This window comes from Metabacillus herbersteinensis, assembly GCF_042433335.1.
Classification (GTDB): Bacteria; Bacillota; Bacilli; order Bacillales; family Bacillaceae; genus Metabacillus; species Metabacillus herbersteinensis.
On sequence record NZ_JBHLVO010000025.1, the window covers coordinates 43,481 to 65,387 of the forward strand.

The following is a 21,907-nucleotide window of genomic DNA, read 5'->3' on the forward strand; positions in this document are numbered from 1 at the left end:
AGAAAAGCGCAAGGAGCCCGTTTATCGGCTTATGACCTCGAGCTGATGGCGCTTGGAGCTAGACACCAAAACTATATCAAGAGCATTGTTTAAGTTTATATAACTCCTAATTAAATGTATAACATAAACCGAAATAACATATTGTAAGATTACATCTTAGACAAAAGCAACATGACAAAAAAACGCTGTCCAATTTGGAGCAGCGTTTTTACTTTAATCAATATAGATGCTTGTCATCATTGAGAGCATTAACCTTCCAGCTAGGATGATCGTATTCAAAAGAAGAGATTGACGTATTGTTTACAATTGTCAGATTAGTGCCCTCTTCTTCATTTGCTAAATAATGAAGAAAAGTTCCAATTAAGACACCGTGGCTTACAACAAGTATATTTTTTCCTCTCGCTTCAATCATCAGCTCTGTTACTCTCGAAATTGCCCTTTTTTGTACGGAATGTAGGCTTTCTATTTCACCTTCATCATGCCAGTTGCTTTCATAATTTGGGTTAGTCTTTAGCAATGAAGTAATATCTGAACCTTCAAATGCGCCAAAGCTTCTTTCTCTTAAATGACGACAACTCTCTAGATTCGATATGTTTAGAACTCCTGCGATAATGAGAGCCGTTTCTTTTGCTCTGCTTAAATCACTTGAATAGATTGAATCAATTTCTATTCCCCTTAGTCGTTCTGCTACCAATCCAGCTTGATGTTTTCCGTTTGCATTTAGAGGAATATCTAAGTGACCTTGAATTTTCCCTTGTTGATTCCAATCCGTTTCACCGTGACGAACTATATATAAAACTGTCCTCACCTCCTCGCAGAAGTAGGAATTCCATTATTTTCTCTCATCCATTAATTGTGCTTTGTACAACACTTTCTTTTTCAATTCAATTTCGAGCTCTTTAGCAATCTTTTTTAACTCTCTTGCTTCTCTATCAGTTACGATCGAAAGAATCGTCCCAGATGCACCTAAGCGTCCAGTTCTCCCAGATCGATGTATATACTGAGACTCGTTTAGAGCTAGATCATAATGAATAACCAATTCTAGCCCTTCAATGTCAAGTCCTCTCGCTGCTAAGTCTGTTGCTAGAAGTAGCGTTATTTTTCCTGAGCGGAAATCGCGAATTGAAGCTTCTCTTTCAGCTTTCGTTGATTCACCATGCAAAAGTCCGAACTCTAAGCCTTTAAATTCTAGCTTTTCAGCCACCACATTTAACAGGCCAATGTCTTTTACAAATGCTAGAGCCTTCATTGGAATCGTTTTAGCAATCCGCTCCAATGTTTCTAATTTGTCGCGTTGCTCACAAACTAAATACATATGCTCGACAATACCAGATTGAATTTCGTCACGTTTTACGGTAATAAAGGCTGGATTTTTCATTAAATCCCTTGCTTTTGATTCAGTACTGTCATTTGTAGTTGCTGAAAATAAGACCACTTGGCGCTCATTAAGCGTTGTTTTAATAATATCTTGAATCGTTTTTGTATGTTCTGGGACAAGTAATTGATCGCCTTCATCTAGTACGATTGTTTTTACTTCATGCATTTTTAGCTTCTTAATTTTGATTAACTCGTAAATTCGACCCGGTGTCCCAACAATAACTTGAGGGCTCTTCTTTAATTTTTCAACCTGTCTTTTTACATTTGCTCCCCCGATAAAAGATGCACTAGATACGCCGCTACCTTCAGACCACTTTTGAACCTCTTGATGAATTTGCATTACTAATTCTCTCGACGGAGCTAAAATTACAATTTGAGCTGACTTTTTTTCAGAATTTAGTTTATGAAGTAATGGCAAAAGATAGGCAATCGTTTTGCCTGTACCTGTTGGTGATTCTGCTATTACGTCTTTACCTTCTAAAAGAAGCGAAGCTGTTTTTTCTTGAATGACTGTTGCTTCTTTAAACTCAGATTTTTCCCAGATTGCCTGAAGTGACTCATTAAATGCGGTAATGTATGATTGTTTTTCTGTCATTGTGTTCTCCTTTTTTTAACATATAAGAAAGTATAAAATTTGATATTAAGTCTCCGTTTCGCAAGTCCAGCTCCAGCGCCTAGCCCCGACGCACAGGACGTGCTAGTGCAGTTACAGCGACAGGACGTCGCGGTTGTAACTGCCTCGAGGTCATAAGTCAATTCTAAATTGAAGGCAAAGAACGCCTTCTATTTAGAATCGACTTATGCTTGTCGGACGCCTTCAGGATGAAGGTGAGAAAGGCGTTGCAAAAGGACGTTGCGAATTTAGCCTTTCTTCCTCTGAACAAGGCGCTTACGCTTTTTTTATCAAGAGCTTTATTAAAAGTATTTTATGAAATCCTAAAATAAAGGATTAATATTAAATGAAGCTTGAAATACTAAATTAAGAAAGAATATTCTTCACTCTACCCACTTGATTATCTTGTAGACGAACTTTTATTCCATGTGGGTGAAAAGCTGATTTTGTTAATATATCTTTAACGGTCCCGCTCGTTAGTTTACCCGTTCTCTGATCTTGTTTCAAAACGATTTCAACTTGTATGCCACTAGTAATATCATTGCGATTTTGTCCATTTTTTATCATAAATTATACGACTCCTACTCATTATGTTCTAGCTTTCCTAAGTATATCATGTTTTAAAGACTCATTTTATTACCCGTCTTAAACCTTCATTATACCTTTTTATTAATATAGTGCCGAATATGGTATAATAAAATATTGAAAAAAAATTCACAAAACTACGGAGGCTTCATGCTTACATTTGAAGAAAAACTGACTATTATACAATCATTCCCTGAATTAGAGAGAAAAGACGTCTCACTTGGTCGAATCAACTTCCATTATGAAGAAAGTGCGACAGATAAAAAAAATGTCGTCTATCATCTGCACCCAAATGGCAACGGTTTTGTGTATGCTGAATATATAAATGGCTATCACCCAGACAACAAGGGCTTGGTAAATATCCGTGACTTTTCTGCAGGGGAATTAAAAGAGATCATTGAACAATCGATTAAATCTCTTTCACCTAAAACAACGATTGAAGCAGCTGTTAGCGAGGATGCAGAAGAAGAAGAGCGTTGGGTAAACGAAAGCAATCACACATTGCTTCTTATATTTGAAGACGAAATGTGGAATGTATACGCAGGCTTAAATTCAGACGGAACCTTCACAACTTATAGTGAAGCTAGAAGTTATTTAATGGAAGAAGGATTTTCACTGCAACTGGTTAGATAGTAACAATGTAAAAACGCTCGGCATCATTTAGTAAGCCGTTCTCTTTTGGAGTACCCGCAACTATAAAAACATGTATAAAAGCAGTGCATTTCACATACGAAATTGCATTGCTTTTTTTATTGATATACCAAGCTTCCTTCACTCTTTTGGGTAAATAGCAGGCATAATAACCATAATGTTAACACTAATCATAATTCAAATTATGGTACTTGCTAAATGATATGCGTTTTTGTATGCTAATGTAGTTTTCGTAAAGGAGTTGTGAATCCAATTAATTCGACGAAGGATTTCCACCCTTGAAAGACCTTTGGTAACTGCAAGAGGTGACGGAAAGAGTTATATCTATTCAAACTTTAATCCTGAGTATGCTCAGTACGCACTAACGATTCTAAGAGTGTATTTCAATTTTTGTATGCCTTATACAAGTAGAGATGGCGAAAAATTAACCCCTTCACAAAGATTAGGATTAACAAATAAGGTGTTTGAATTGAAAGATATCATACACATGCAATAAAAACAGCGAGCAAATCGTGTATTTGCCCGCTGTTTTTTGAACTTTCTTTGCAAACAATATATAAGTTTCAGCTCTTCTAATTACAGTGGATTAATGCCTTACTCTTCGGTCATGTTATGCCCTCAAACGCTTTATTTCTTCTCTAGGTGGAAAGCCAAACATACGGGAATATTCACGACTGAATTGAGATTGGCTTTCATAACCTACACTAAATGCGATATTAGCAATATCGGTTGACTCGGCTAATAACAACCGTCTAGCTTCCTGTAATCTCAGTTGTTTTTGAAATTGAACCGGGCTCATAGTTGTTACTTCTTTAAAATGTCGATGAAACGAAGCAACACTCATATTAGCTATGTCGGCAAGCTCTTCAATTTTAAAAGGTTCATTATAATGATTCATAATATGTTCAATAACATTTCTAATTCGAGCTGCATTGCTACCTTCTAATGCAATTTGTTCCAGGGCTTCCCCGTTCGGACCTTGAAGAATCCAATAGAGAATTTCTTTCGTAAATAGCGGTGCAAGTACCGGGATATGTTTTGGATTGTCTAGCAAACAAGCTAACCTGACTACAGCATCCAAAAGAGATGGTTCTACTTTAGAGACGAACATAGCTCGTTTTGTATTTTTTTTCAATTCATTTCGAGTTTCGGTTTCTCTTAAAACATCTAAGATTTGACTCGGTGTAAATTCAATTTTGAGAGCCAAATACGGAGCGTCCGCAGAGGCTTTCATAACTTGTCCAGTAACCGGTAAGTCAATGGATGCTACAATATAATTGCCAGGACCGTACCGAAAGTGATTCTGCCCTAATAATACGTCCTTCTCCCCTTGTACGATTATGCAAAAGGATGGCTCATTTACTCTAGAAATCGGTTCTGTAATAATAGATTCACGGATGAGGTATAAAGACGGAATAAGTGTAGTGTGAACACCGTCCTTTTCAGAATAACGCTCAATAAGTTTAGCGAGTTCATGTTGCTGCTGGAAGAATCTTTCGGACATATCTATTTCTCCTTACTCCTTCATTTTTGATAGTTTTATTTTATCGCACACTTGACGATTTCGCAAAGCGTTTTGATAGGATTAGGCAAAAACTTGATACAATTAGGGTAAAGGTTCATTTATTTTTTGTTGTAATATTATAAATAGCTCACAATAAATAACAACAAATTGAAGTGGCTATTAAATGTTAATATTAGAGAGGAAGAATCAAATGGAATACGTTAAACTTGGTAATACAGGTTTAGATGTATCAAGGCTTTGTCTTGGTGGAATGAGTTTTGGTGACGCAAAGAAATGGATTCATCAATGGGTACTTGACGAAGAGCAAAGTCGTCCTATTATTAAAAAAGCTCTTGAATTGGGCATCAACTTTTTTGATACAGCAAATTCATACTCAGGTGGAACAGCCGAGGAAATCCTTGGACGAGCTTTAAAGGATTATGCAAACCGAGATGAAGTCGTCATCGCTACGAAGGTATTTTTCCCAACCCATGAAGCTCCCAACATCGGTGGACTATCACGAAAAGCAATTATGAGTGAAATTGATAAAAGTCTTAAAAGATTAGGAACTGATTATATTGACCTTTACCTAATCCATCGTTGGGACTACAATACTCCAATTGAAGAAACAATGGAAGCTCTGCACGAAGTTGTAAAGTCTGGTAAAGCTAGATACATCGGAGCTTCCTCCATGATGGCATGGCAATTCCTAAAAGCAAATAATGTAGCGGAGAAAAATGGATGGACTAAGTTTGTTGCTATGCAGAATCATTATAATCTCTTATATCGAGAAGAAGAGAGAGAAATGATGCCTCTTTGTAAAGAGGAAAAAATCGGCGTGATTCCTTACAGCCCACTCGCATCCGGTAGGCTAACACGCGATTGGTCAGAAACTACCTTCCGTTCTGAAACTGACCAAGTTCAGAAAGCTAAATATGATGCGACTGCCGACGCAGACCGTTCGGTGGTAGAACGTGTCGCAGAAATCGCTGACAAACGTGGAGTTGCTCGTGCTCACGTTGCACTTGCCTGGTTATTGCAGAAAGAACCGGTAACGGCTCCTATTATTGGTGCTACAAAAACTTCTCACCTTGAAAATGCGGTAGCTGCTCTATCTATAAAATTAACACCAGAAGAAATAGCTTTTCTAGAGGAACCGTATGTTCCACATGCAATAAGTGGTTTCGGATTGAAGTAATTGTAGTGCGAAGAAAATTCAATATGAAATTAAAGAAAAGCCAATTTTCCTAAAGCAGGAAGATTGGCTTTTTCATTATCTGTAACTGTTTGATAAATTGTAATTTTACTGCCAAAAGCGTTGGGATTTCACTTGTGAAATCCACTTATTTTATACATGTTTTTATATTTGTTTTTTCATATGCGGGTACTCCAAAAGAGAGAACGGCTTACATCATTTAGCCAAGCGTTTTTTTGTTCCGGAAATTAAGTCATGAACCAGTCTCTTTCTTCAACTGACTATGATATAAATTGTAATAAAAGCCCTTGTCGTTTAAGAGCGACTCATGGGACCCTCGTTCCAAAATAGCTCCTTCACTTAAGACAATGATCTGGTCAGATTGCTGAATCGTATTCAATCTGTGTGCAATCACAAAGCTTGTTCTCCCCTTCATTAATCTTTGCAAAGCTTCTTGAATTTTCATTTCTGTAATTGTATCAATACTACTCGTTGCTTCATCTAAGATTAATATTGATGGATTTGCCAGAATGACTCGTGCAATCGAAAGTAATTGTTTCTGGCCTTGACTAATTCCTGAGCTATCCTGTTTTATGACAGTGTCATATTGTTTAGGCAGCTTCACGATAAAGGAGTGAGCATTTGCCAGCTTCGACGCTGTTTCCACCTCCTGATCTAATGCTTGAAGCTTGCCATAGCGAATATTTTCTCGAATCGTCCCCTCAAATAAAAACACATCTTGTAAAACAAATCCCATATTATGACGCAGGCTCTCCCTTTTAATTGACGTCATCTCATAACCATCAATGAGAATTTTCCCATCATCGACTTCATAAAACCGCGATAGCAAATTTACAATTGTGGTTTTACCTGCACCTGTTGGTCCAACAAATGCAACTGTCTCACCAGGCGCTGCATAAAAACTAATATCTCTAACTGTTTTGCTTTCCTCTTCATATGAAAAAGAAACATGCTGAAACTCAATTTCCCCCTTAGGTTTTACGAGTTCAATTGAGTTTTCCTTATCCTTTGTCTCTTCTTCTTCATCAAGAATTTCAAATACTCGCTCCGCACCAGCAATCGCGGAAAGCAACGTATTAAATTGGTTTGCCAAGTCATTTAATGGACGTGTAAATTGTCTTGAGTATTCAGTAAAAATAACAATAACACCAATAGAGATCAGTCCATTTAAAGCAAGAATTCCTCCAACACATGCAATAACCGCAAAGCTTAAGTTGTTCAAAACATTCATCAACTTTGGAATAAAGCCAGAAATGGTCTGCGCCCAAAAGCCCGCTCCCTTTAATTTTTCACTTTTTTCAAGAAAATCCTCAATCACTTTGTCTTCTTTCGAAAAAGTTTTTACAATTCTTTGACCAGAAATTGTTTCTTCTATAAAACCATTCAATTCACCCAAATGGCGCTGTTGTTCTTTAAATAGTCGACCTGTACGCTTCGTAATCCATCTTAATCCAAAATACATAATTGGAATAATCAACAGCGTAATAACCGTCAAAATGGGACTAAGCCAAATCATGACCGCGATTGTTCCAACTAGTGTCAAAATGCTAGAAAAAATCTGTATAACTGAGCTATTCAATGTTGAACTTATATTTTCAATGTCATTTGTAATTCTGCTCATAAGTTCGCCATGCTGACGTTTGTCAAAAAACGAGATGGGTAGCTTATGTAGCTGACGAAACAATTGATTTCTCATTTTATAGACGGTCTCTCCTGCGATTCCCACCATCCAATAATTTTGAAACCAAATAGCACATGAATTCACAAGATAAATGGCAACAAGGCCGATCAATAGTGTGCTTAACCCACTATTGTCTCGCGTCACAATGTAATCATCAATCGCCATTCCGATTAAAAAGGGACCTAACAATCCTAAAAAAGAACTTAGCACTACCATGACTAGAACCAACGTTAAACGTGCTTTACTTTCCGCAAGATAGGACCAAATCCTTTTAACAGTTCCAAAAGAGTTTTTTACCTTTTGATTTTTTTTCAAAGTGGATGTTTTTCCATCAAGATTCTCGCTTAAGGGAATTCGCTTATATTGAAAAGGCTTAGTTAGCTGCTTGAGCATGGCGCAACTCCTCCTCTCCAAATTGCGAACGAAAGATTTGCTGATAAAGTTCAGACTGCTTTAACAGTTCTTCATGATTACCTTCTGCTAGGATTCTACCTTCTTCTAAAAGAAGAATAGAGTCTGCTTCCATTGCAGTGCTGACCTTCTGTGTGATAATTAAGGTCGTACAGGAATAGTGCCTTAATGACTGAAGTAGCATGGCTTCTGTTTTTAAATCTAAAGCACTTGTACTATCGTCAAGTAAGAGAATCTTTGGTTTACGGACTAAGGCTCTCGCAATTGAGAGTCGTTGCTTTTGTCCACCAGAAAGGTTTACTCCCTTTTGACCTAATACAGCATCATACCCTTTGCTCAGCTGTGTAATCGTGTGATGTATTTGTGCATTTTTTGCCGCTTCCATAATATCCTCCATTGAAGCATCTTCTTTGCCCCAACCGATATTTTCCTTAACAGTTCCAGTGAAAAGCAATGCCTCTTGTGGAACATATCCGATTTGTTTGCGTAGTGCGCTGAGCTTTGTTTGTCTCAGATTTACCCCATCAATTAAAATCTCTCCCTCTTTTACATCATAGAGCCTTGGGATTAGTTGAAATAAAGAGCTTTTCCCAGATCCTGTTGCCCCGAGAATTGCAACCGTTTCCCCAGACCTGGCAACAAATGAGAGGTTTTCAAGCACTTCAGTACTTGTATTAGGGTAGGAAAAGGAAACATTCTTGAATTCTATTTCACCCTCTTTAATAGGGGAAGTAGTAGCCAATTCTTTTGAATCTATTAAGTCAATTTCAGTCACTAATACATCTGAGATTCTGTGCGCAGATGCCCTTGCACGTGAAAATGCCATAATAATAAATGAAAAGATTGAAAGTGCAGAAGTAATTCTAGTTGCATAGTTCACAATAGCAACAACTTCGCCTACCTGCGCTTCGCCCGTATTCACATCTACACTACCAAACCAAAGCACACACAGTACACTACAATTCATCACTAAAAGCAGGATTGGCATTGTGACTTCCATCAGACGTAACGCATAGATCGTCCCATCTTTTAGGTCCTCGTTCGATCTGTTAAAGCGCTTTCCTTCATGCTTTCTTCGTAAAAAAGCTTTAATTAGTCTCATACCCGCAAGGTTTTCACGCATCACACTGTTTACACCGTCTAGCTTCTCTTGAACATTTTTGAATAAAGTGGCACCTTTTTTCATCATCCAAATTAAAAACACAAACATGAGTGGGATTGTGATGATCAAAAAGAGAGCTAGTTTGGCGTTGACTACTAGTGCCATTATCATTCCACCAAGGATTAGCAAGGGAGCACGAAGCATGATTCGTAAGCTCATAAACACCGTGTTTTGAAGCTGTGTCACATCATTTGTCATTCGAGTAATCAATGAGGAAGTTGGAAAATGACTTAAATTTGTAAACGAAAATGCCTGAACTTTTTCAAAAAGACTTTTTCTTACGTCATAACCAAAGCTTTGACTAACATGTGAAGCAAAAAATGAGTTAATAACACCAGATAGAAAAGCCACCAAAGACATGACAATCATGACAGCCCCCCACTGAATGACGACTGATAGATCTCTTTGCAAAATACCATCATCTATGATTTTCGCAATTAAAAGGGGATGAAATAATTCTACAAATAACTCAACAAGCATTAAAAATAGAGCAACAACAACCGCGATTCGATAGGATTTAAGAAATGAAAGTACTTTGACCATAAGCTGTCCTCCAGTGTTCAGTATGGATATGCAATATGTATTGATTCTTAATAATTCGGATTATTAATAAAGTTAATAAAATTATACCAATACGAAATTTCGTTAGATACTATAAAGGTCATAATCTCAATCGTTTTTTTATTTAAGTCGGCTTTTCAACTATTAAACAAACGTTTGATTAAGACTTATTCGAGTGAACAATTTAAAAAGCGCAAGCGCCTTGTTCAGACCCGACAAGCATAAGACGATTCTAAATAGAAGGCGCTCTTTGCCTTCAATTTAGAATTGACTTATGACCTCGAGGGGCTAGGCGCTGGAGCTGGATTCAGAAACGCAAACTGAATCCTAGAATTATATAAATTTTGGTGTAATAAAAAAGACCTACCTCAAGAGGTAGATCTAAACTGATATTTTTCTATTCTTTTAGCTCACTTATACCCTAGACTCACTATATACTGTGGCTTTTTTTGCTTTTACCATAAACTCATATTGCTGTAGCTTTAATTCAAATAGCTTAATCGGATCGTAGTAAGCTTCAGGGTTTGTTTTCATTTTTTTCAATGATTGCTGTGATTCTTCAATTTCTGTTTGTGTTTCAGTGATTATTTTATTTAATTGATGAAAAGGCTCCTTGAAGAAAATTGTGATATCTGATTCCAATGCCTTTTCGAACATATCGAATTGCAGGAAAAACTTATTTACGATTGCTTCAGTCACGTCTTCATAGTTTTCATGTTCTACATATTTTTTATATTGGTTATAGAGCATCGATTTATTTTGCGACAGAGAACCAAATAGTCTTCCAGCACTTTTTAGAAGGAATTGAGCAGGATTGGTGCGTAACAGAATATTTTCTTTTTCAACTTGAACCCTGCTTGTCATTCGATTTATATCGCGGCGCCAATCATCTAGCACCTTAAAATCGCAGACTAATTTCAATTTTTCGTGTTGATACAACCCGTTAAAGGTTTCGCTCATTTCATCTAAATAATGCTGGCTATGAGCAAGCTCTTCATTAGACATTTCAATCCACGCTGAAAGAGCACGATATGCCTCTGGGATCAGTTCGTGCCCGACATATCTTTGAACTTTATCATTCATTTTTTCATTCAATTCAACATGAAGTTGGGTAAAATCACTGTCTTCCTTGATGAGTTCTGAACAATCTTTGAGCATTTTTGGTATGCTTTTTGTTAAATCATCTTTCATTTCGGTTTTAATTCTACGATAGGAATCCGTCACGACTTTTATTTTATCACTTTCTAAATCACCGAGACCATGATGAAAACCATTAAGTCTAACTAGAATATCTTCGTTCCATTTGATGGAATCAATTAAACTTGATTCCATCTGAACGCGTTTTTTCAATAAATTTGTTAGTGTTATCCGAATTAAAAACAGGATTTTTGAGATGTTTTTATCCTGATGGCTCAAAACTTGGAAATTGGATTTGAAAAAGTTTGTCAGGTTATTTAGCTGCTGACTTACTGGGTGTGACAGAGAATATGGAAGAACTTGAGCGTCAGGAAAATACGACCGAATTCTAGTTCGAGTATCCTGGGCAACTCTGATTGCATCAGCTTCGTTATAGATGCTATCTAATTTATTCAGAAGAAAGTGAATCGGTACGTTTGGCGACTTTTCTTTCATTTTTAACAGTACTTGTCGTTCCTTATCTGTAAAAGGATCGTTTGCGTCTAGAACAAAGAGAACTCCATCTGCTAAAGGCAAGTACTCATACGTTTCGTTTTGCTCATTAGACATTCCTGTAAACTCTGGTGTATTAATAAGTGTGGATTCAATTTCATTTAAAAAGATGCAAGGTCGTTTTAAATTTAGAAACCCAGTCGTTCCATTTTGCGCAGCTTGTTCTTGATATTCTGAGATATTCGATATTTGTCTACTGCCGAATGTTGAAATTTCATTCATCTCAACTGTATCATCATCTGAAAGAACGACGAGAGTAGAATCGTCTACTAGTTTTTCACCTAACACTGAATTAATAAATCCAGACTTTTCACTTCCAACAAAGCCAGTAATTAAATAGGAATTCATTCTAAACTCCGTCAACTGATTCATCCACCAGTTTGTTTTGTATCCAATTTCTAGCTTGTTTTTCTCTGTCCATTTTGTGATCGAATCAAACAGTTGTAAACTATGCTCCAAGGAATTCTGATCATGCTTTGCTTGCAAAATGACTTTTTGAGCGTTACGAGCCGAATTTACCTCAACAGAAGAAGGGAATAGTTCATTCCAGGCTAAAACTGACGCTGATGCAAATAACGCGTCCTCTTTATTTGTGACTTTTAACCAATTTTCTAACACTAATGGAAGGACTTCATGAAGCTCATTAATAAGATGCCTTCCATCTGTTAATTCAAAGTATGTTTCTTGATATAGTGCAGAAATTTCTTTCCATGATTCGTTTGTGTTCACATCAATATTTAAGAAAAGTTCATTAATCGTTTTAACCCATAATAGATAGTTATCTTGATTTCTATAGCTGTGCCAAAGAGCACTAGTTAATTGTTCAAAATGCTGTTGATCTACCTTATACACAGTTGTTAATGCTGAATAAAAATAATCAGGAGAGAATGACTTTGTGTAACCTTGTTCGACATAGCGATGTAAGTGATTAAACCAATTTATTGATTCAGTTCGTGTCATTTCGTTTACAGCCAGCAGAGTTGCACTGCTCCAATCTTGTCTTTCTTCATAAAAAGATCGAGCAAGAGCCGTTACATTTGGATAGTCAGGATTTAGCGAAATCGCCTTGTTAATCACTTTATAGGCTTGATCAAACTTTTCTCTTTCAATATAGAGGGCAAATAACTGTAAAGATACCTCTACGGCGAGCGTGTTCGAATCCGTTTGAATATTAGTATATATATCTTCTGCTGCAGAAAGCAGTCCTAGTTCAAAATAGGAATCTGCGATATTTTTCTTGGCCCACGGCTCTAATTCATTCGCAATGTTTTCCCATTTAAAAATAGCCGCTTCATAATCTTTGTTATGAAAGTATACTTCTCCTTGTGCATATCGGATATAAGATAAATCATACATTTCGTTTTTCTGCTCTTCGAGGTAGGCTTCACCGAGCACTCGAATTGGATGAGCTGTTTCCGTTTCGCTTAGAAACGTCTCGAAATAGGATTTATTAATCAATTGTTCGTTCTCAAGTGTCATTTTTACCTCCGCTTATTTGTCTATATAGTTAGTATATTATGTGACTAGCATTTATTATCGATAACTTTCATACTAATTTATATAGTTCGTTTAGAGTAGGTTTTTTTATAGGGTTAAAGTAGTGAGTACATGGATTATTTTAAAAGGGATAAGAAATTTCAGAAACAATTCCGATTAATTTTTTAAAAAAATTCGTAAATCGTGTATTAGATTTGAGTAGAGTGGGAATAGTAAGAACATCCCCCTTTTTTATAGAATAATGTTTGACCTCCAATTTCGGAGGTTTTTTTTAATCCCACTTTACAGGATTCCATGATCCATTTCTTTTGCGAAGATAAATGATTTGTCCGCTATGATGCGCAGTATGAAGAAGCATATTAGAAATTTGTCTCCACCATGGACGATCTGGATGTGCAAAAGAATCTAACATCTCCTCATCGCACTCTTTAATCGCAGTTTCCCACCTTGCAAAAACATTTTGTAAACGAATTATCGTTTCATTCCATTCAGCATCAGTTAGTTCCTTTGAATGTTCCTTAAAAAATGTAGATTGATTTGTAAATTCTTCATCAGACACTGATTGGCCACTAAATTCTTGTAAGCATCTTTCATTCCAAAAAATCAAGTGTTTAACTATCTCCACTATTGAGTTTTCAAAAGATCCATCATGCCAAACGGCTTGTTCTGCGGTAACACCTTTTAAAGCAACATCTAAAGATGCAAACCAAGTTTGTTCGGTTGAACAAGAGGAAATCTGCGCTATTAACATCTCTTTCCTTAAATTCAAATCTACCGCCTCCATGGCTTTTATTTCTAAGTAATTTATACTCTACTCACACTATACTTCCCTTTTCACTGTTTTAGAAAACTGTTTTCACATCTGATAAAAAATTTCTTTAAAATGAGTTATTAAATTAAGAGAAGATTTTTTAATTCATTTAGTTCTTCCTTGGCAAGATCCCGCCACTGCCCCACATCTAGACCGTCTAACTTAACATTCATAATACGCACTCGTTCAAGCCGAATCACAGTATACCCAAATACACGACACATCCGGCGAATTTGGCGGTTAAGTCCTTGAGTAAGAATAATTTGAAACTCGTCATCACTAATCCGCGCAACACGACAAGGTTCTGTTTTTCCAACTAGAATGTCCACTCCTCCTGAAATCCCTTTTAAAAAAGTGTCACTAAACGGCTTATCAACTTTAACGAGGTATTCCTTTTCATGATCATGTTCAGACCGTAAAATTTTATTCACGATTTCCCCATCATTGGTAAGAAGAATTAACCCCTCGGAATCCTTATCAAGTCTTCCAACCGGGAAAATTCGCTTTGGATGATTAACAAAGTCAATAATATTTCCTTCAATATGCTTAGCAGCCGTACTAGTAATTCCTCTTGGCTTGTTTAACGCAATGTATATTGGCTCCTCTTTTAATGGTATCGACTTTCCATCTATAAGAACAATATCTCCAGGTTCGACATCATGATTCGGTTTACATAACTCGCCATTTACTATTATTCTTCCTGCTTGAATTAAGCGAACTGTTTCTCGTCTTGAACAGTAGCCCGTTTCGCTTATGTATTTGTTAATTCTCATGTTGTATACCTTCTCCACTAAATGACTAGATACTATCAATCTTAATAGTTGTTAAGTAAATTGTAACAGATGAACATCAAGATTGAATTGTTTATAGAAAATATGGATTTTATCTCAATTCTCTGAGGAGAGTAGTTACGAGGATTTTGACTCATTCGGACAGTATCGCTATTTTTATTTAAATAAACGTTTGTTTAGGTCCTGATTTGCTTCTTATGCTAATCTATAGATTAAAAATCTCTCATTGGAGTTTCCTTCGTATAATCCTTCCACTCTGAATTCCTTTTTTAACTCAAAACTGGTTTGATTCTCTAAATAATAGATATAATCTTCTGAACTATAGTATAAAATTAGTTCTATTTCCCGATTTAAAATTTCTATTGAAAGCAATATATTGTTAATGATTTTCATAAATATTTGTACTGAAAACGGATTAAAAAAATAAAATCGGTTATCTAATGGATCAATCAGATACTCTTCAGCAAGGCAACAATGGAAATGAACTTTATCTGTGCTTTCTTTGATTTTCTCCAAATAACAATCTCGATTTTTAACTGCTTCTTGGTAAAAAGCCTCATTCATTTCTACCCCTACAACAGATGCATCAAATAAGTAATTGATATAAAAGTTTAACCGACCTTTTCCACACCCGAAGTCAACAATACGATCACTGCTTTTCAATTCATATTGATTAAATAGATCCTCTAGTGCACTATATGGCGTCGGCTCATATCGATGATAATGAAAAGACTTATTAAATCCCTCTTGATCCCCTTCTGTTCTTATGTTCATCATTTCATCATAAAACCTTTCTTTCATTGTTCACTCCTCCAGGACCTTAAGAGATGTTAAATGTTTTTGGTTAATTTCTGTTTAATTGCTTTTTGGAAAGGGAATTGGCGGGACTGGAAAAAATATATTCACACGATATTTTATGTAATCATTTGTAATTTACTATACAACTTATTATATAACGCCTCGAAATTGGCAGTAGGTAGATCGCATCAACAAACAAATGAAAATTAAACTTTCGCTTTTATGTTTAAAATGAATGGAAAGTAACAAAATAAAAATTATAGGATATAGAAGATAAGGAGGTTTACAATGGAGAAAGCTGAAATCATGGAGAAAATAAATAATGTTAAAAAAAAGAATCTGATCATGAAATCTTTTAAAAAGTAAGACCACCTAAGGAATTTGGTGATGCCGTGAAACTTTTTTAAACAATGAGGAAAACACATATAGAGCTGTGGTTTTTGATCCAGATACACTTACTGAATTTTACGAAAAGACTTTAACAGACGAAAATCGTGCCTGTTCATTTATCTCAAATACGTTAGAAGGAAAAAAGGATGAAGCTGAAATAGAACATGAGTCAAGTTAACCAGAGTATGTCAATATATACTGGGGCGAATGGAAATATTAAGTAAAAGTCTCGGGTGCGATGCCTAAATAGCAACAGGATTTTGGTATTTTAACGTACCTTTTAAATAATAGAATCCGAGTGGAAGTGCTTCAACGCAACATAGATACGCTGAACCGTTCCACTTGGACCTTTTAAGATGTACATCCCCCAATACATTAATGTTGATGTGCATGAAGCTTAGCAAAAATGCCATTTTCTTGTGAAAGAAGCTCCGCTTGGGTTCCATCTTCGGCAATACCGTTTTCGGTAATAACAAGAATACGATCAGCATTTCTAATCGTTCCTAAACGGTGAGCAATTACGAGAGTCGTTCGGTCTTTTGCTAGATCATTCAGTGCTTCTTGAATAATTGATTCCGTTTCAGTATCTAGTGCTGAAGTGGCCTCATCCAAGATCAAAATAGGTGGATTTTTCAAAAACATTCGGGCAATCGCCAACCGTTGCTTTTGTCCTCCTGAAAGCTTTAAACCTCTTTCCCCGATTTGTGTGTCGAAGCCGTCTTGAAGGGAAGCGATGAGGTCGGTTAGATGAGCTTTTCTAGCTGCTTCTTCAATTTCTTCTTGTGTAGCATTTAACCTACCGTAGGCAATGTTCTCTCTAAGTGTTCCTGTAAATAAAAAGACATCCTGTTGAACAATTCCAATATGCGAACGTAATGATTCTTTTGTCATTTCTCGGATATCAATTCCATCAATGGTAATCGTTCCTGTTGTAACATCGTAGAAACGAGGAATTAATGAGCAGATTGTTGTTTTTCCTGCACCAGATGGACCTACAAAGGCGACTGTTTTTCCCGCCTCAATTGTAAAAGAAATATCATTTAAGATGGTACGATTGCCTTCATACCTGAAACTAACGTTGTGAAAATTAATATTTCCTTTTAAGGATGCCACTTCAATAGCATTAGGATCATTTTTAATATCTGGTTCTTCGTCCATCAGTTCAGTGAAACGCTTAAAGCCCGCCATGCCCTTTGGATAGAGTTCCAGTAATGCACTGATTTTATCAATAGGTTTAAACAAAACATTTACATAAAGAATAAAGGCTACTAATTCTCCATAGGATAAGTCTCCAGTAAAGCTAAGCCAAGCTCCGAAAACCAAAATAATCAGGGTCATTAGACGTGTTGTAATATAAATTCCCGATAAATTCAAGCTCATAACCTTATACGCTTTTAACTTTGTCTTTCGGAAAAACTGATTGTTCTCGTTAAATCGTTCCATTTCATATTGCTCATTTGTGAAAGACTGTACAACACGAGCTCCGGAAACACTGTCCTCTACCCGTGCATTCACGTCAGCGATATTTCCATACATTTTAGTCCATGCTTGATTCATTTTAATGTTCGAGTACGAAATTAACCAAACAAGAAATGGAACAACGATGATGGCGACAAGGGCTAGTTTTACATTGATCGTAAGCATGATCCAAAACGCACCAATGAAAGTCATAATCGCAATAAAGAGATCCTCAGGTCCATGATGAGCCAACTCTCCAATATCCATCAGGTCATTTGTGATCCGGCTCATTATATGTCCGGTTTTGGTATTATCAAAGAAGCGGAATGATTGACGTTGGACATGGTTGAACAGCTCACGGCGCATGTCCGTTTCTATATTAATGCCCAGCTTATGGCCCCAATAGTTCACCACAAACTGCATCCCAGAGCTCATTAGATAAAGTACTAAAAGACCAACACTTACAGCGGTGATCGTACCCCAATTACCTTCTGGGAGTAGCTCGTCAATAAAATATGAAACCGCAAGAGGGAACCCAAGCTCCAATAACCCAATTAGCACCGCGCATGAAAAATCTATGTAAAATAGCCTTCGGTGTGGCTGATAATAGCTGAAAAAACGTTTAATCATAGGATGTAGCACCTCACTTTCATTGAATATCATTCTCATGTAGATGATAATACATTACCATATGTTGAAGGAACCTGCTATAAATATTCCTATGTAATGGTTGGTATAGCAAAAAATACTATAAAGCAAAAATCCCTGCCCATGAGCAAGGAATTTTTATTTATATTTATTCTAGGGGTTAAGCATTGTATCTAGTACCCAAATGGTTCCTACTTTTACTTCAATTCAACAATTTAGTCAAGAAGTTTAGTCTCTGCTCAGCATTATCTTTTATAATAATATCTACACCACTATCAACGTTTTTTTCAACTTTTTCTCCCTTTGTAACTTTCAATGCAGTTTCTACGCTTAAATACCCCATATCATAAGGGTTTTGTGCTACTGAACCTGGTAATGTTCCTTCTTCTATTAACTCAAGCATTTCGGTAATTCCATCTGCTCCTGTGACTGGCATTTTAAGGCCATGTTCCTCTATAACTTTTAACGCATTTAGTGCCATTCCGTCATTAGAAGCGATTATACCTTTAACATCACGATGATCCCTCAAAATTGTTTCCATTGCTTTTTTTTCGTCATTTTCATTATTTAATCCTACTTTTTCTGTCGCTATGTTGATACCTGCTTCTTTTAACGTAATTTTAGCCCCTTGGATCCGTTCACCTGAAACTGGAATTTCTGGATCTCCACCAATAAGGGCGACTTTATCCCCAGGCTGCAGTTGCGAAGCTAAAAATGCCCCGGCTCTTTTCCCTAAATCTAAGTTATCGGTACCGATATAAGACGTTTTATGTTTCCAGGGATCATCTGTATCTAAGAGCAATACAGGAATATCCTTATACTTCTTTACAAAGTCATCCAATGCAGGGATAACAATAAGTGAAGAAGTTGGAGCTACAATTAACACATCTGGATTTTCCTTATAAATATTCTTTATTATATTAGCCTGTTCTTCTGCAGTTCCTTCTACGGGCGCAATAATCTTACCATCTAAACGAAAATCTCGGAATCCCTTTTCCGCTCCGGCTTTAACAATTTCCCAATATTGTGAATTTACATCTTTTAAAATAATGACTACTTTAGGCTTTTCTACTCCAAATGGTTTTGATATAAATCCTAGAATGATGGCAAAAATAATAATTAGAATAAGAATAAATAGTTTTCGTCGTTTTATAAACATTTAATCCTCCTTACTTCTTCTTGAATTAAGGATATTTCTATTAATCTCAAACAGCATGGTTTGAGTTAAAACGAATTGAAAATGTCGTCCCCTCATCCCCCGTTGCTATATCAATATCAGCATGATGACGTTCAGCTACACTATAACAAATAGCTAAACCCAATCCTGTTCCACTATCCTTCGTAGTGAAAAAAGGTGTCCCTATTTTTTCTAAAACGTCAGGGCTAATGCCTACTCCTTGATCTTTTATTTCCAAAATGACTGACTGTTCTGCTACATACGTTTTTATTGTAAGCTTCCCACCTGTAGACATTGCATCAAGCCCATTTAGTGCAATATTTAAAATCAGCTGCCGAATTTCTTTTTGATCTATGAATATATCCGGGCATTTACCTAAATCAAGGATTATATGTTTACTAGACCGTAACGCTTCTGCTTGAATCAGTGGAGATATTGCTTCAATAATCGTATTTAGGTTTTGTTTCATCTTTACACTGACTTTATTTTTAGCTAAATTAAGAAATTCGGTAATGATCGAGTTAGCTCTATTTAATTCTTCTAACATCAAATCAACGATCTCCATTGGTAAGTTATCACGTTCATTCCTCGTTACTTGTAAAAATCCGTGAACCGTTGTCATTGGATTCCTAATTTCATGGGCAATTCCTGCAGCCATTTCACCAATTAAATTCAAACGATCTAATCGATACATCTCCTTCTCCAAATGAACCCTTTCCGTAATATCTGTTAAGACTATAAGAGTACATGGTTCAGGATGGATATCAATCATTTCAGTAGACAATAATCCAGCGCGAATTTCTCCGTTCTTCGCCTTATAGCTAATTTTCTTGTTTCGAATTATCTTTTGGAAATCAATGAGGTTACCATTTGATTCGTCAACAAAATACTGTAAATCTATTTTTTCGTTACCCAACTCATCATAACTGTAACCAGTGAAGTTAACCCAACTTGTATTAACATCAATAATTGTTCCATCTTCTATTGAAAAAATCGCCATTAAGCTAGGGCTAGATTCAAAGATTTTCCGAAACCTTTCTTGAGAAACATATAGATGGTCAGCTATCTTATTTCGCTCTTCAATTTCCTTTTGAAGTTTTTCATTAGCCTGTAGGAGTTCTAACGTACGCTCTTTTACCACATGTTCCATATTGGTAAGTTTTTGCTTTTTAACTTCCTCAATCTGCTTTCTTCCTGTAACATCACGAATCGTGCAAACAAAAATCTGTTGCTCTTCGACTGTCGTCTCTCCAATTTGAATGTCAGCAGGAAAGTGACTTTCATCTTTCCTCAAGGCAACTGATTCGATCACCTTTCCTACAGCTTGTTTAATGGAGAAAAAGATTGAAAACGAAGAGTGCTTTTCATTGTCTCCATTCATTTTTAGAAAAAGCATAACAATATGTTTTCCGATCATTTCTTCAGCATTGTATCCAAACATACTTTTTACAGCTGGATTTACCGATAAAATAAAACCTTGCTCGTCAAAGGTTACAATAGTGTCGATTATTGTTTCACCAATTACTTTAGCTAAAGCCTCTGTCCTGCGTAAATTCAAAGTTGCTCTATTCAACCTTTCATTAACATCATTAAGTTCGACACTACGTTCCTTATCACTCTGAATAATAGTCGCTTCATGATTTTGGATAATTTTCACAAACTGTTCTATTTTCTGTTTTAAGGTTGCAGGATGAAAGGGTTTAAAAATATAATCAATAGCTCCAACTGAATAACCTTGATGAACATGTTCCATATCTTGACTAATCGCCGTTATAAATATAATCGGGATATGCCTTGTTTTTTCTCTCGCCTTAATAAGCTTCGCTGTTTCAAAGCCATTTAACCCTGGCATTTGTACGTCTAGTAAAATGACAGCAAAATCCTGTTTAAGCATACATTTCAGAGCTTCTTTTCCTGAGTTTGCACTAACCAAGTGATAGTTTGGAGATATGAGTACAGCTTCCAATGCTAGTAGATTTTCAGGATGATCATCCACCATTAAAATATTAACCTTTTTTGTAGGTGTATTATTTAAATTTGCGATAGAGTTTTTCCGATGCATCAAATTCTCCGTAACAGTTTTCATAACTTGTAAACTTAATCCCCTCTCTTTTACCCAATCCAAGAAAACCTGACATGCTGAGGCTATCATAAATTAGTTTATGCACATCATTTTGAAGACTCTTATTAAAATAGATTAGGACATTTCGACAAATAATAATATCAAATTCGTTAAATGAATGATCTGTTACTAAATTATGCTGTGCAAACACAACCCTTTTTTGAAGAAAAGGATGAAAAAAAACCTGATCATCAACTGCCATATAATATTCTGAAAAGGCCCTTTTCCCACCGGCTTCAAAATAATTCTTTGTGTAACGCTGCATTCCATCTAATGGAAAGGTACCTTTCTTCGCCTTTTCTAAAATACTTGCATTTATGTCGGTTGCAAAAATTCTAGTTTTTTCGTATATCCCTTCTTCATGCAAAAGAATAGCCATTGAATAAACTTCTTCTCCAGAAGAGCAGCCTACATGCCAAATTCGAATATCAGGAAAATCTTTTACTAACGGTATAATGTTTGTGCGAAAAGACTTAAAAAATTCGGGATCACGAAACATCTCTGTAACATTTATCGAAAAGTCAGAAATCAATTCTCCCATGGCTACAGGGTCGCGCAGTACCTTTTCCTGTAGAGCCGAGATACTTGTTAGATTCTCTTTACTAACACGATGGCAAATTCTTCTTTGAATGAAAGGAAGGGCGTAATTTCTAAAATCGTATCCATAATAACGGAAAACCGCTTCAAGAAGTAAATCTATTTCAATTTTTTCTATCTCTTCTAACTGCATTTGATTATCTGCTTTTACCGTAAATTTGTTTGTAA

At 36.1% G+C, this 21,907-nt stretch carries 17 protein-coding genes and 1 pseudogene; 4 read left to right on the forward strand and 14 right to left on the reverse strand.

Features of this window, described 5'->3' with window-relative positions; all coding sequences use genetic code 11:
* Nucleotides 1-217: 217 nt before the first annotated feature.
* The 3 genes from ACFFIX_RS20915 to ACFFIX_RS20925 all read right to left on the reverse strand — a co-directional run bounded on the left by ACFFIX_RS20915 (nt 218) and on the right by ACFFIX_RS20925 (nt 2,557).
* A complete protein-coding gene (locus tag ACFFIX_RS20915; protein ID WP_378937523.1) occupies nt 218-808 on the reverse strand; it encodes a histidine phosphatase family protein in 591 nt (196 codons plus the stop codon).
* A gap of 24 nt (nt 809-832) precedes the next feature.
* Nucleotides 833-1,972, reverse strand: a complete 1,140-nt coding sequence (locus tag ACFFIX_RS20920) for a DEAD/DEAH box helicase (protein WP_378937525.1) — start codon at nt 1,970-1,972, stop codon at nt 833-835.
* Between the two features lie 384 nt (nt 1,973-2,356).
* Nucleotides 2,357-2,557, reverse strand: a complete 201-nt coding sequence (locus ACFFIX_RS20925; RefSeq protein WP_378937527.1) for a YwbE family protein — start codon at nt 2,555-2,557, stop codon at nt 2,357-2,359.
* 168 nt (nt 2,558-2,725) lie between these two features.
* Here ACFFIX_RS20925 and ACFFIX_RS20930 point away from each other — a divergent pair, with 168 nt between their 5' ends.
* Nucleotides 2,726-3,208, forward strand: coding sequence for a hypothetical protein (locus ACFFIX_RS20930; RefSeq protein ID WP_378937528.1), 483 nt, complete (start codon nt 2,726-2,728; stop codon nt 3,206-3,208).
* 265 nt (nt 3,209-3,473) lie between these two features.
* Nucleotides 3,474-3,722: pseudogene (locus ACFFIX_RS20935) on the forward strand (insertion element protein); the annotation flags it as partial.
* Nucleotides 3,723-3,836: 114 nt separating this feature from the next.
* Here the strand turns inward: ACFFIX_RS20935 and ACFFIX_RS20940 are convergent.
* Nucleotides 3,837-4,730 carry an AraC family transcriptional regulator gene (locus tag ACFFIX_RS20940; protein ID WP_378937529.1) on the reverse strand — a complete coding sequence of 298 codons (894 nt, stop codon included), beginning with the start codon at nt 4,728-4,730 and terminating at the stop codon, nt 3,837-3,839.
* 211 nt (nt 4,731-4,941) lie between these two features.
* Between ACFFIX_RS20940 and ACFFIX_RS20945 the strand changes: the two genes are divergently transcribed.
* On the forward strand, nt 4,942-5,928 hold the full coding sequence (locus tag ACFFIX_RS20945) for an aldo/keto reductase (RefSeq protein ID WP_378937531.1): 987 nt from the start codon (nt 4,942-4,944) through the stop codon (nt 5,926-5,928).
* A 250-nt stretch (nt 5,929-6,178) separates the two neighbouring features.
* Here ACFFIX_RS20945 and ACFFIX_RS20950 read toward each other — a convergent pair whose 3' ends face one another.
* The 6 genes from ACFFIX_RS20950 to ACFFIX_RS20975 form a co-directional block, all read right to left on the reverse strand.
* The gene (locus tag ACFFIX_RS20950) at nt 6,179-8,020 is read right to left on the reverse strand and encodes an ABC transporter ATP-binding protein (protein ID WP_378937533.1); all 1,842 of its coding nucleotides are present in this window, start codon (nt 8,018-8,020) and stop codon (nt 6,179-6,181) included.
* A complete protein-coding gene (locus ACFFIX_RS20955) occupies nt 8,001-9,743 on the reverse strand; it encodes an ABC transporter ATP-binding protein (protein WP_378937535.1) in 1,743 nt (580 codons plus the stop codon). The genes ACFFIX_RS20950 and ACFFIX_RS20955 overlap by 20 nt, the downstream gene beginning before the upstream one ends.
* A gap of 432 nt (nt 9,744-10,175) precedes the next feature.
* A complete protein-coding gene (locus ACFFIX_RS20960; RefSeq protein WP_378937537.1) occupies nt 10,176-12,929 on the reverse strand; it encodes a GTP-binding protein in 2,754 nt (917 codons plus the stop codon).
* Nucleotides 12,930-13,218: 289 nt separating this feature from the next.
* A complete protein-coding gene (locus ACFFIX_RS20965) occupies nt 13,219-13,716 on the reverse strand; it encodes a DinB family protein (RefSeq protein WP_378937539.1) in 498 nt (165 codons plus the stop codon).
* 122 nt (nt 13,717-13,838) lie between these two features.
* On the reverse strand, nt 13,839-14,531 hold the full coding sequence (locus ACFFIX_RS20970) for a pseudouridine synthase (protein WP_378937541.1): 693 nt from the start codon (nt 14,529-14,531) through the stop codon (nt 13,839-13,841).
* Between the two features lie 213 nt (nt 14,532-14,744).
* Nucleotides 14,745-15,350 (reverse strand): class I SAM-dependent methyltransferase, encoded by a 606-nt coding sequence (locus tag ACFFIX_RS20975; protein WP_378937543.1) that lies wholly within the window; start codon nt 15,348-15,350, stop codon nt 14,745-14,747.
* A gap of 430 nt (nt 15,351-15,780) precedes the next feature.
* On the opposite strand from ACFFIX_RS20975, the gene ACFFIX_RS20980 reads away from it, so the two are divergent.
* Complete coding sequence (locus ACFFIX_RS20980; RefSeq protein ID WP_378937545.1) at nt 15,781-15,915, forward strand: hypothetical protein; 135 nt, start codon at nt 15,781-15,783, stop codon at nt 15,913-15,915.
* 197 nt (nt 15,916-16,112) lie between these two features.
* Here ACFFIX_RS20980 and ACFFIX_RS20985 read toward each other — a convergent pair whose 3' ends face one another.
* The 4 genes from ACFFIX_RS20985 to ACFFIX_RS21000 form a co-directional block, all read right to left on the reverse strand.
* Entirely contained in the window at nt 16,113-17,825 is a 1,713-nt protein-coding gene (locus ACFFIX_RS20985; protein WP_378937547.1) for an ABC transporter ATP-binding protein, read from the reverse strand.
* Nucleotides 17,826-18,045: 220 nt separating this feature from the next.
* Entirely contained in the window at nt 18,046-19,002 is a 957-nt protein-coding gene (locus tag ACFFIX_RS20990) for a sugar ABC transporter substrate-binding protein (protein WP_378937549.1), read from the reverse strand.
* 46 nt (nt 19,003-19,048) lie between these two features.
* Nucleotides 19,049-21,106: a PAS domain S-box protein gene (locus ACFFIX_RS20995; RefSeq protein WP_378937551.1), complete on the reverse strand. Its 2,058-nt coding sequence runs from the start codon at nt 21,104-21,106 to the stop codon at nt 19,049-19,051.
* Complete coding sequence (locus tag ACFFIX_RS21000; protein WP_378937553.1) at nt 21,048-21,872, reverse strand: CheR family methyltransferase; 825 nt, start codon at nt 21,870-21,872, stop codon at nt 21,048-21,050. Before ACFFIX_RS21000 ends, ACFFIX_RS20995 begins: the two co-directional genes overlap by 59 nt.
* Nucleotides 21,873-21,907: the final 35 nt, after the last annotated feature.

Bases quoted from the DNA above. Each gene is read 5' to 3' on its own strand.
- ACFFIX_RS20920 (WP_378937525.1), bottom strand. From the start codon at position 1,972: ATGACAGAAAAACAATCATACATTACCGCATTTAATGAGTCACTTCAG.
- ACFFIX_RS20925 (WP_378937527.1), bottom strand. From the start codon at position 2,557: ATGATAAAAAATGGACAAAATCGCAATGATATTACTAGTGGCATACAA.
- ACFFIX_RS20930 (WP_378937528.1), top strand. From the start codon at position 2,726: ATGCTTACATTTGAAGAAAAACTGACTATTATACAATCATTCCCTGAA.
- ACFFIX_RS20940 (WP_378937529.1), bottom strand. From the start codon at position 4,730: ATGTCCGAAAGATTCTTCCAGCAGCAACATGAACTCGCTAAACTTATT.
- ACFFIX_RS20945 (WP_378937531.1), top strand. From the start codon at position 4,942: ATGGAATACGTTAAACTTGGTAATACAGGTTTAGATGTATCAAGGCTT.
- ACFFIX_RS20950 (WP_378937533.1), bottom strand. From the start codon at position 8,020: ATGCTCAAGCAGCTAACTAAGCCTTTTCAATATAAGCGAATTCCCTTA.
- ACFFIX_RS20955 (WP_378937535.1), bottom strand. From the start codon at position 9,743: ATGGTCAAAGTACTTTCATTTCTTAAATCCTATCGAATCGCGGTTGTT.
- ACFFIX_RS20960 (WP_378937537.1), bottom strand. From the start codon at position 12,929: ATGACACTTGAGAACGAACAATTGATTAATAAATCCTATTTCGAGACG.
- ACFFIX_RS20970 (WP_378937541.1), bottom strand. From the start codon at position 14,531: ATGAGAATTAACAAATACATAAGCGAAACGGGCTACTGTTCAAGACGA.
- ACFFIX_RS20975 (WP_378937543.1), bottom strand. From the start codon at position 15,350: ATGAAAGAAAGGTTTTATGATGAAATGATGAACATAAGAACAGAAGGG.
- ACFFIX_RS20985 (WP_378937547.1), bottom strand. From the start codon at position 17,825: ATGATTAAACGTTTTTTCAGCTATTATCAGCCACACCGAAGGCTATTT.
- ACFFIX_RS20990 (WP_378937549.1), bottom strand. From the start codon at position 19,002: ATGTTTATAAAACGACGAAAACTATTTATTCTTATTCTAATTATTATT.
- ACFFIX_RS20995 (WP_378937551.1), bottom strand. From the start codon at position 21,106: ATGAAAACTGTTACGGAGAATTTGATGCATCGGAAAAACTCTATCGCA.
- ACFFIX_RS21000 (WP_378937553.1), bottom strand. From the start codon at position 21,872: ATGCAGTTAGAAGAGATAGAAAAAATTGAAATAGATTTACTTCTTGAA.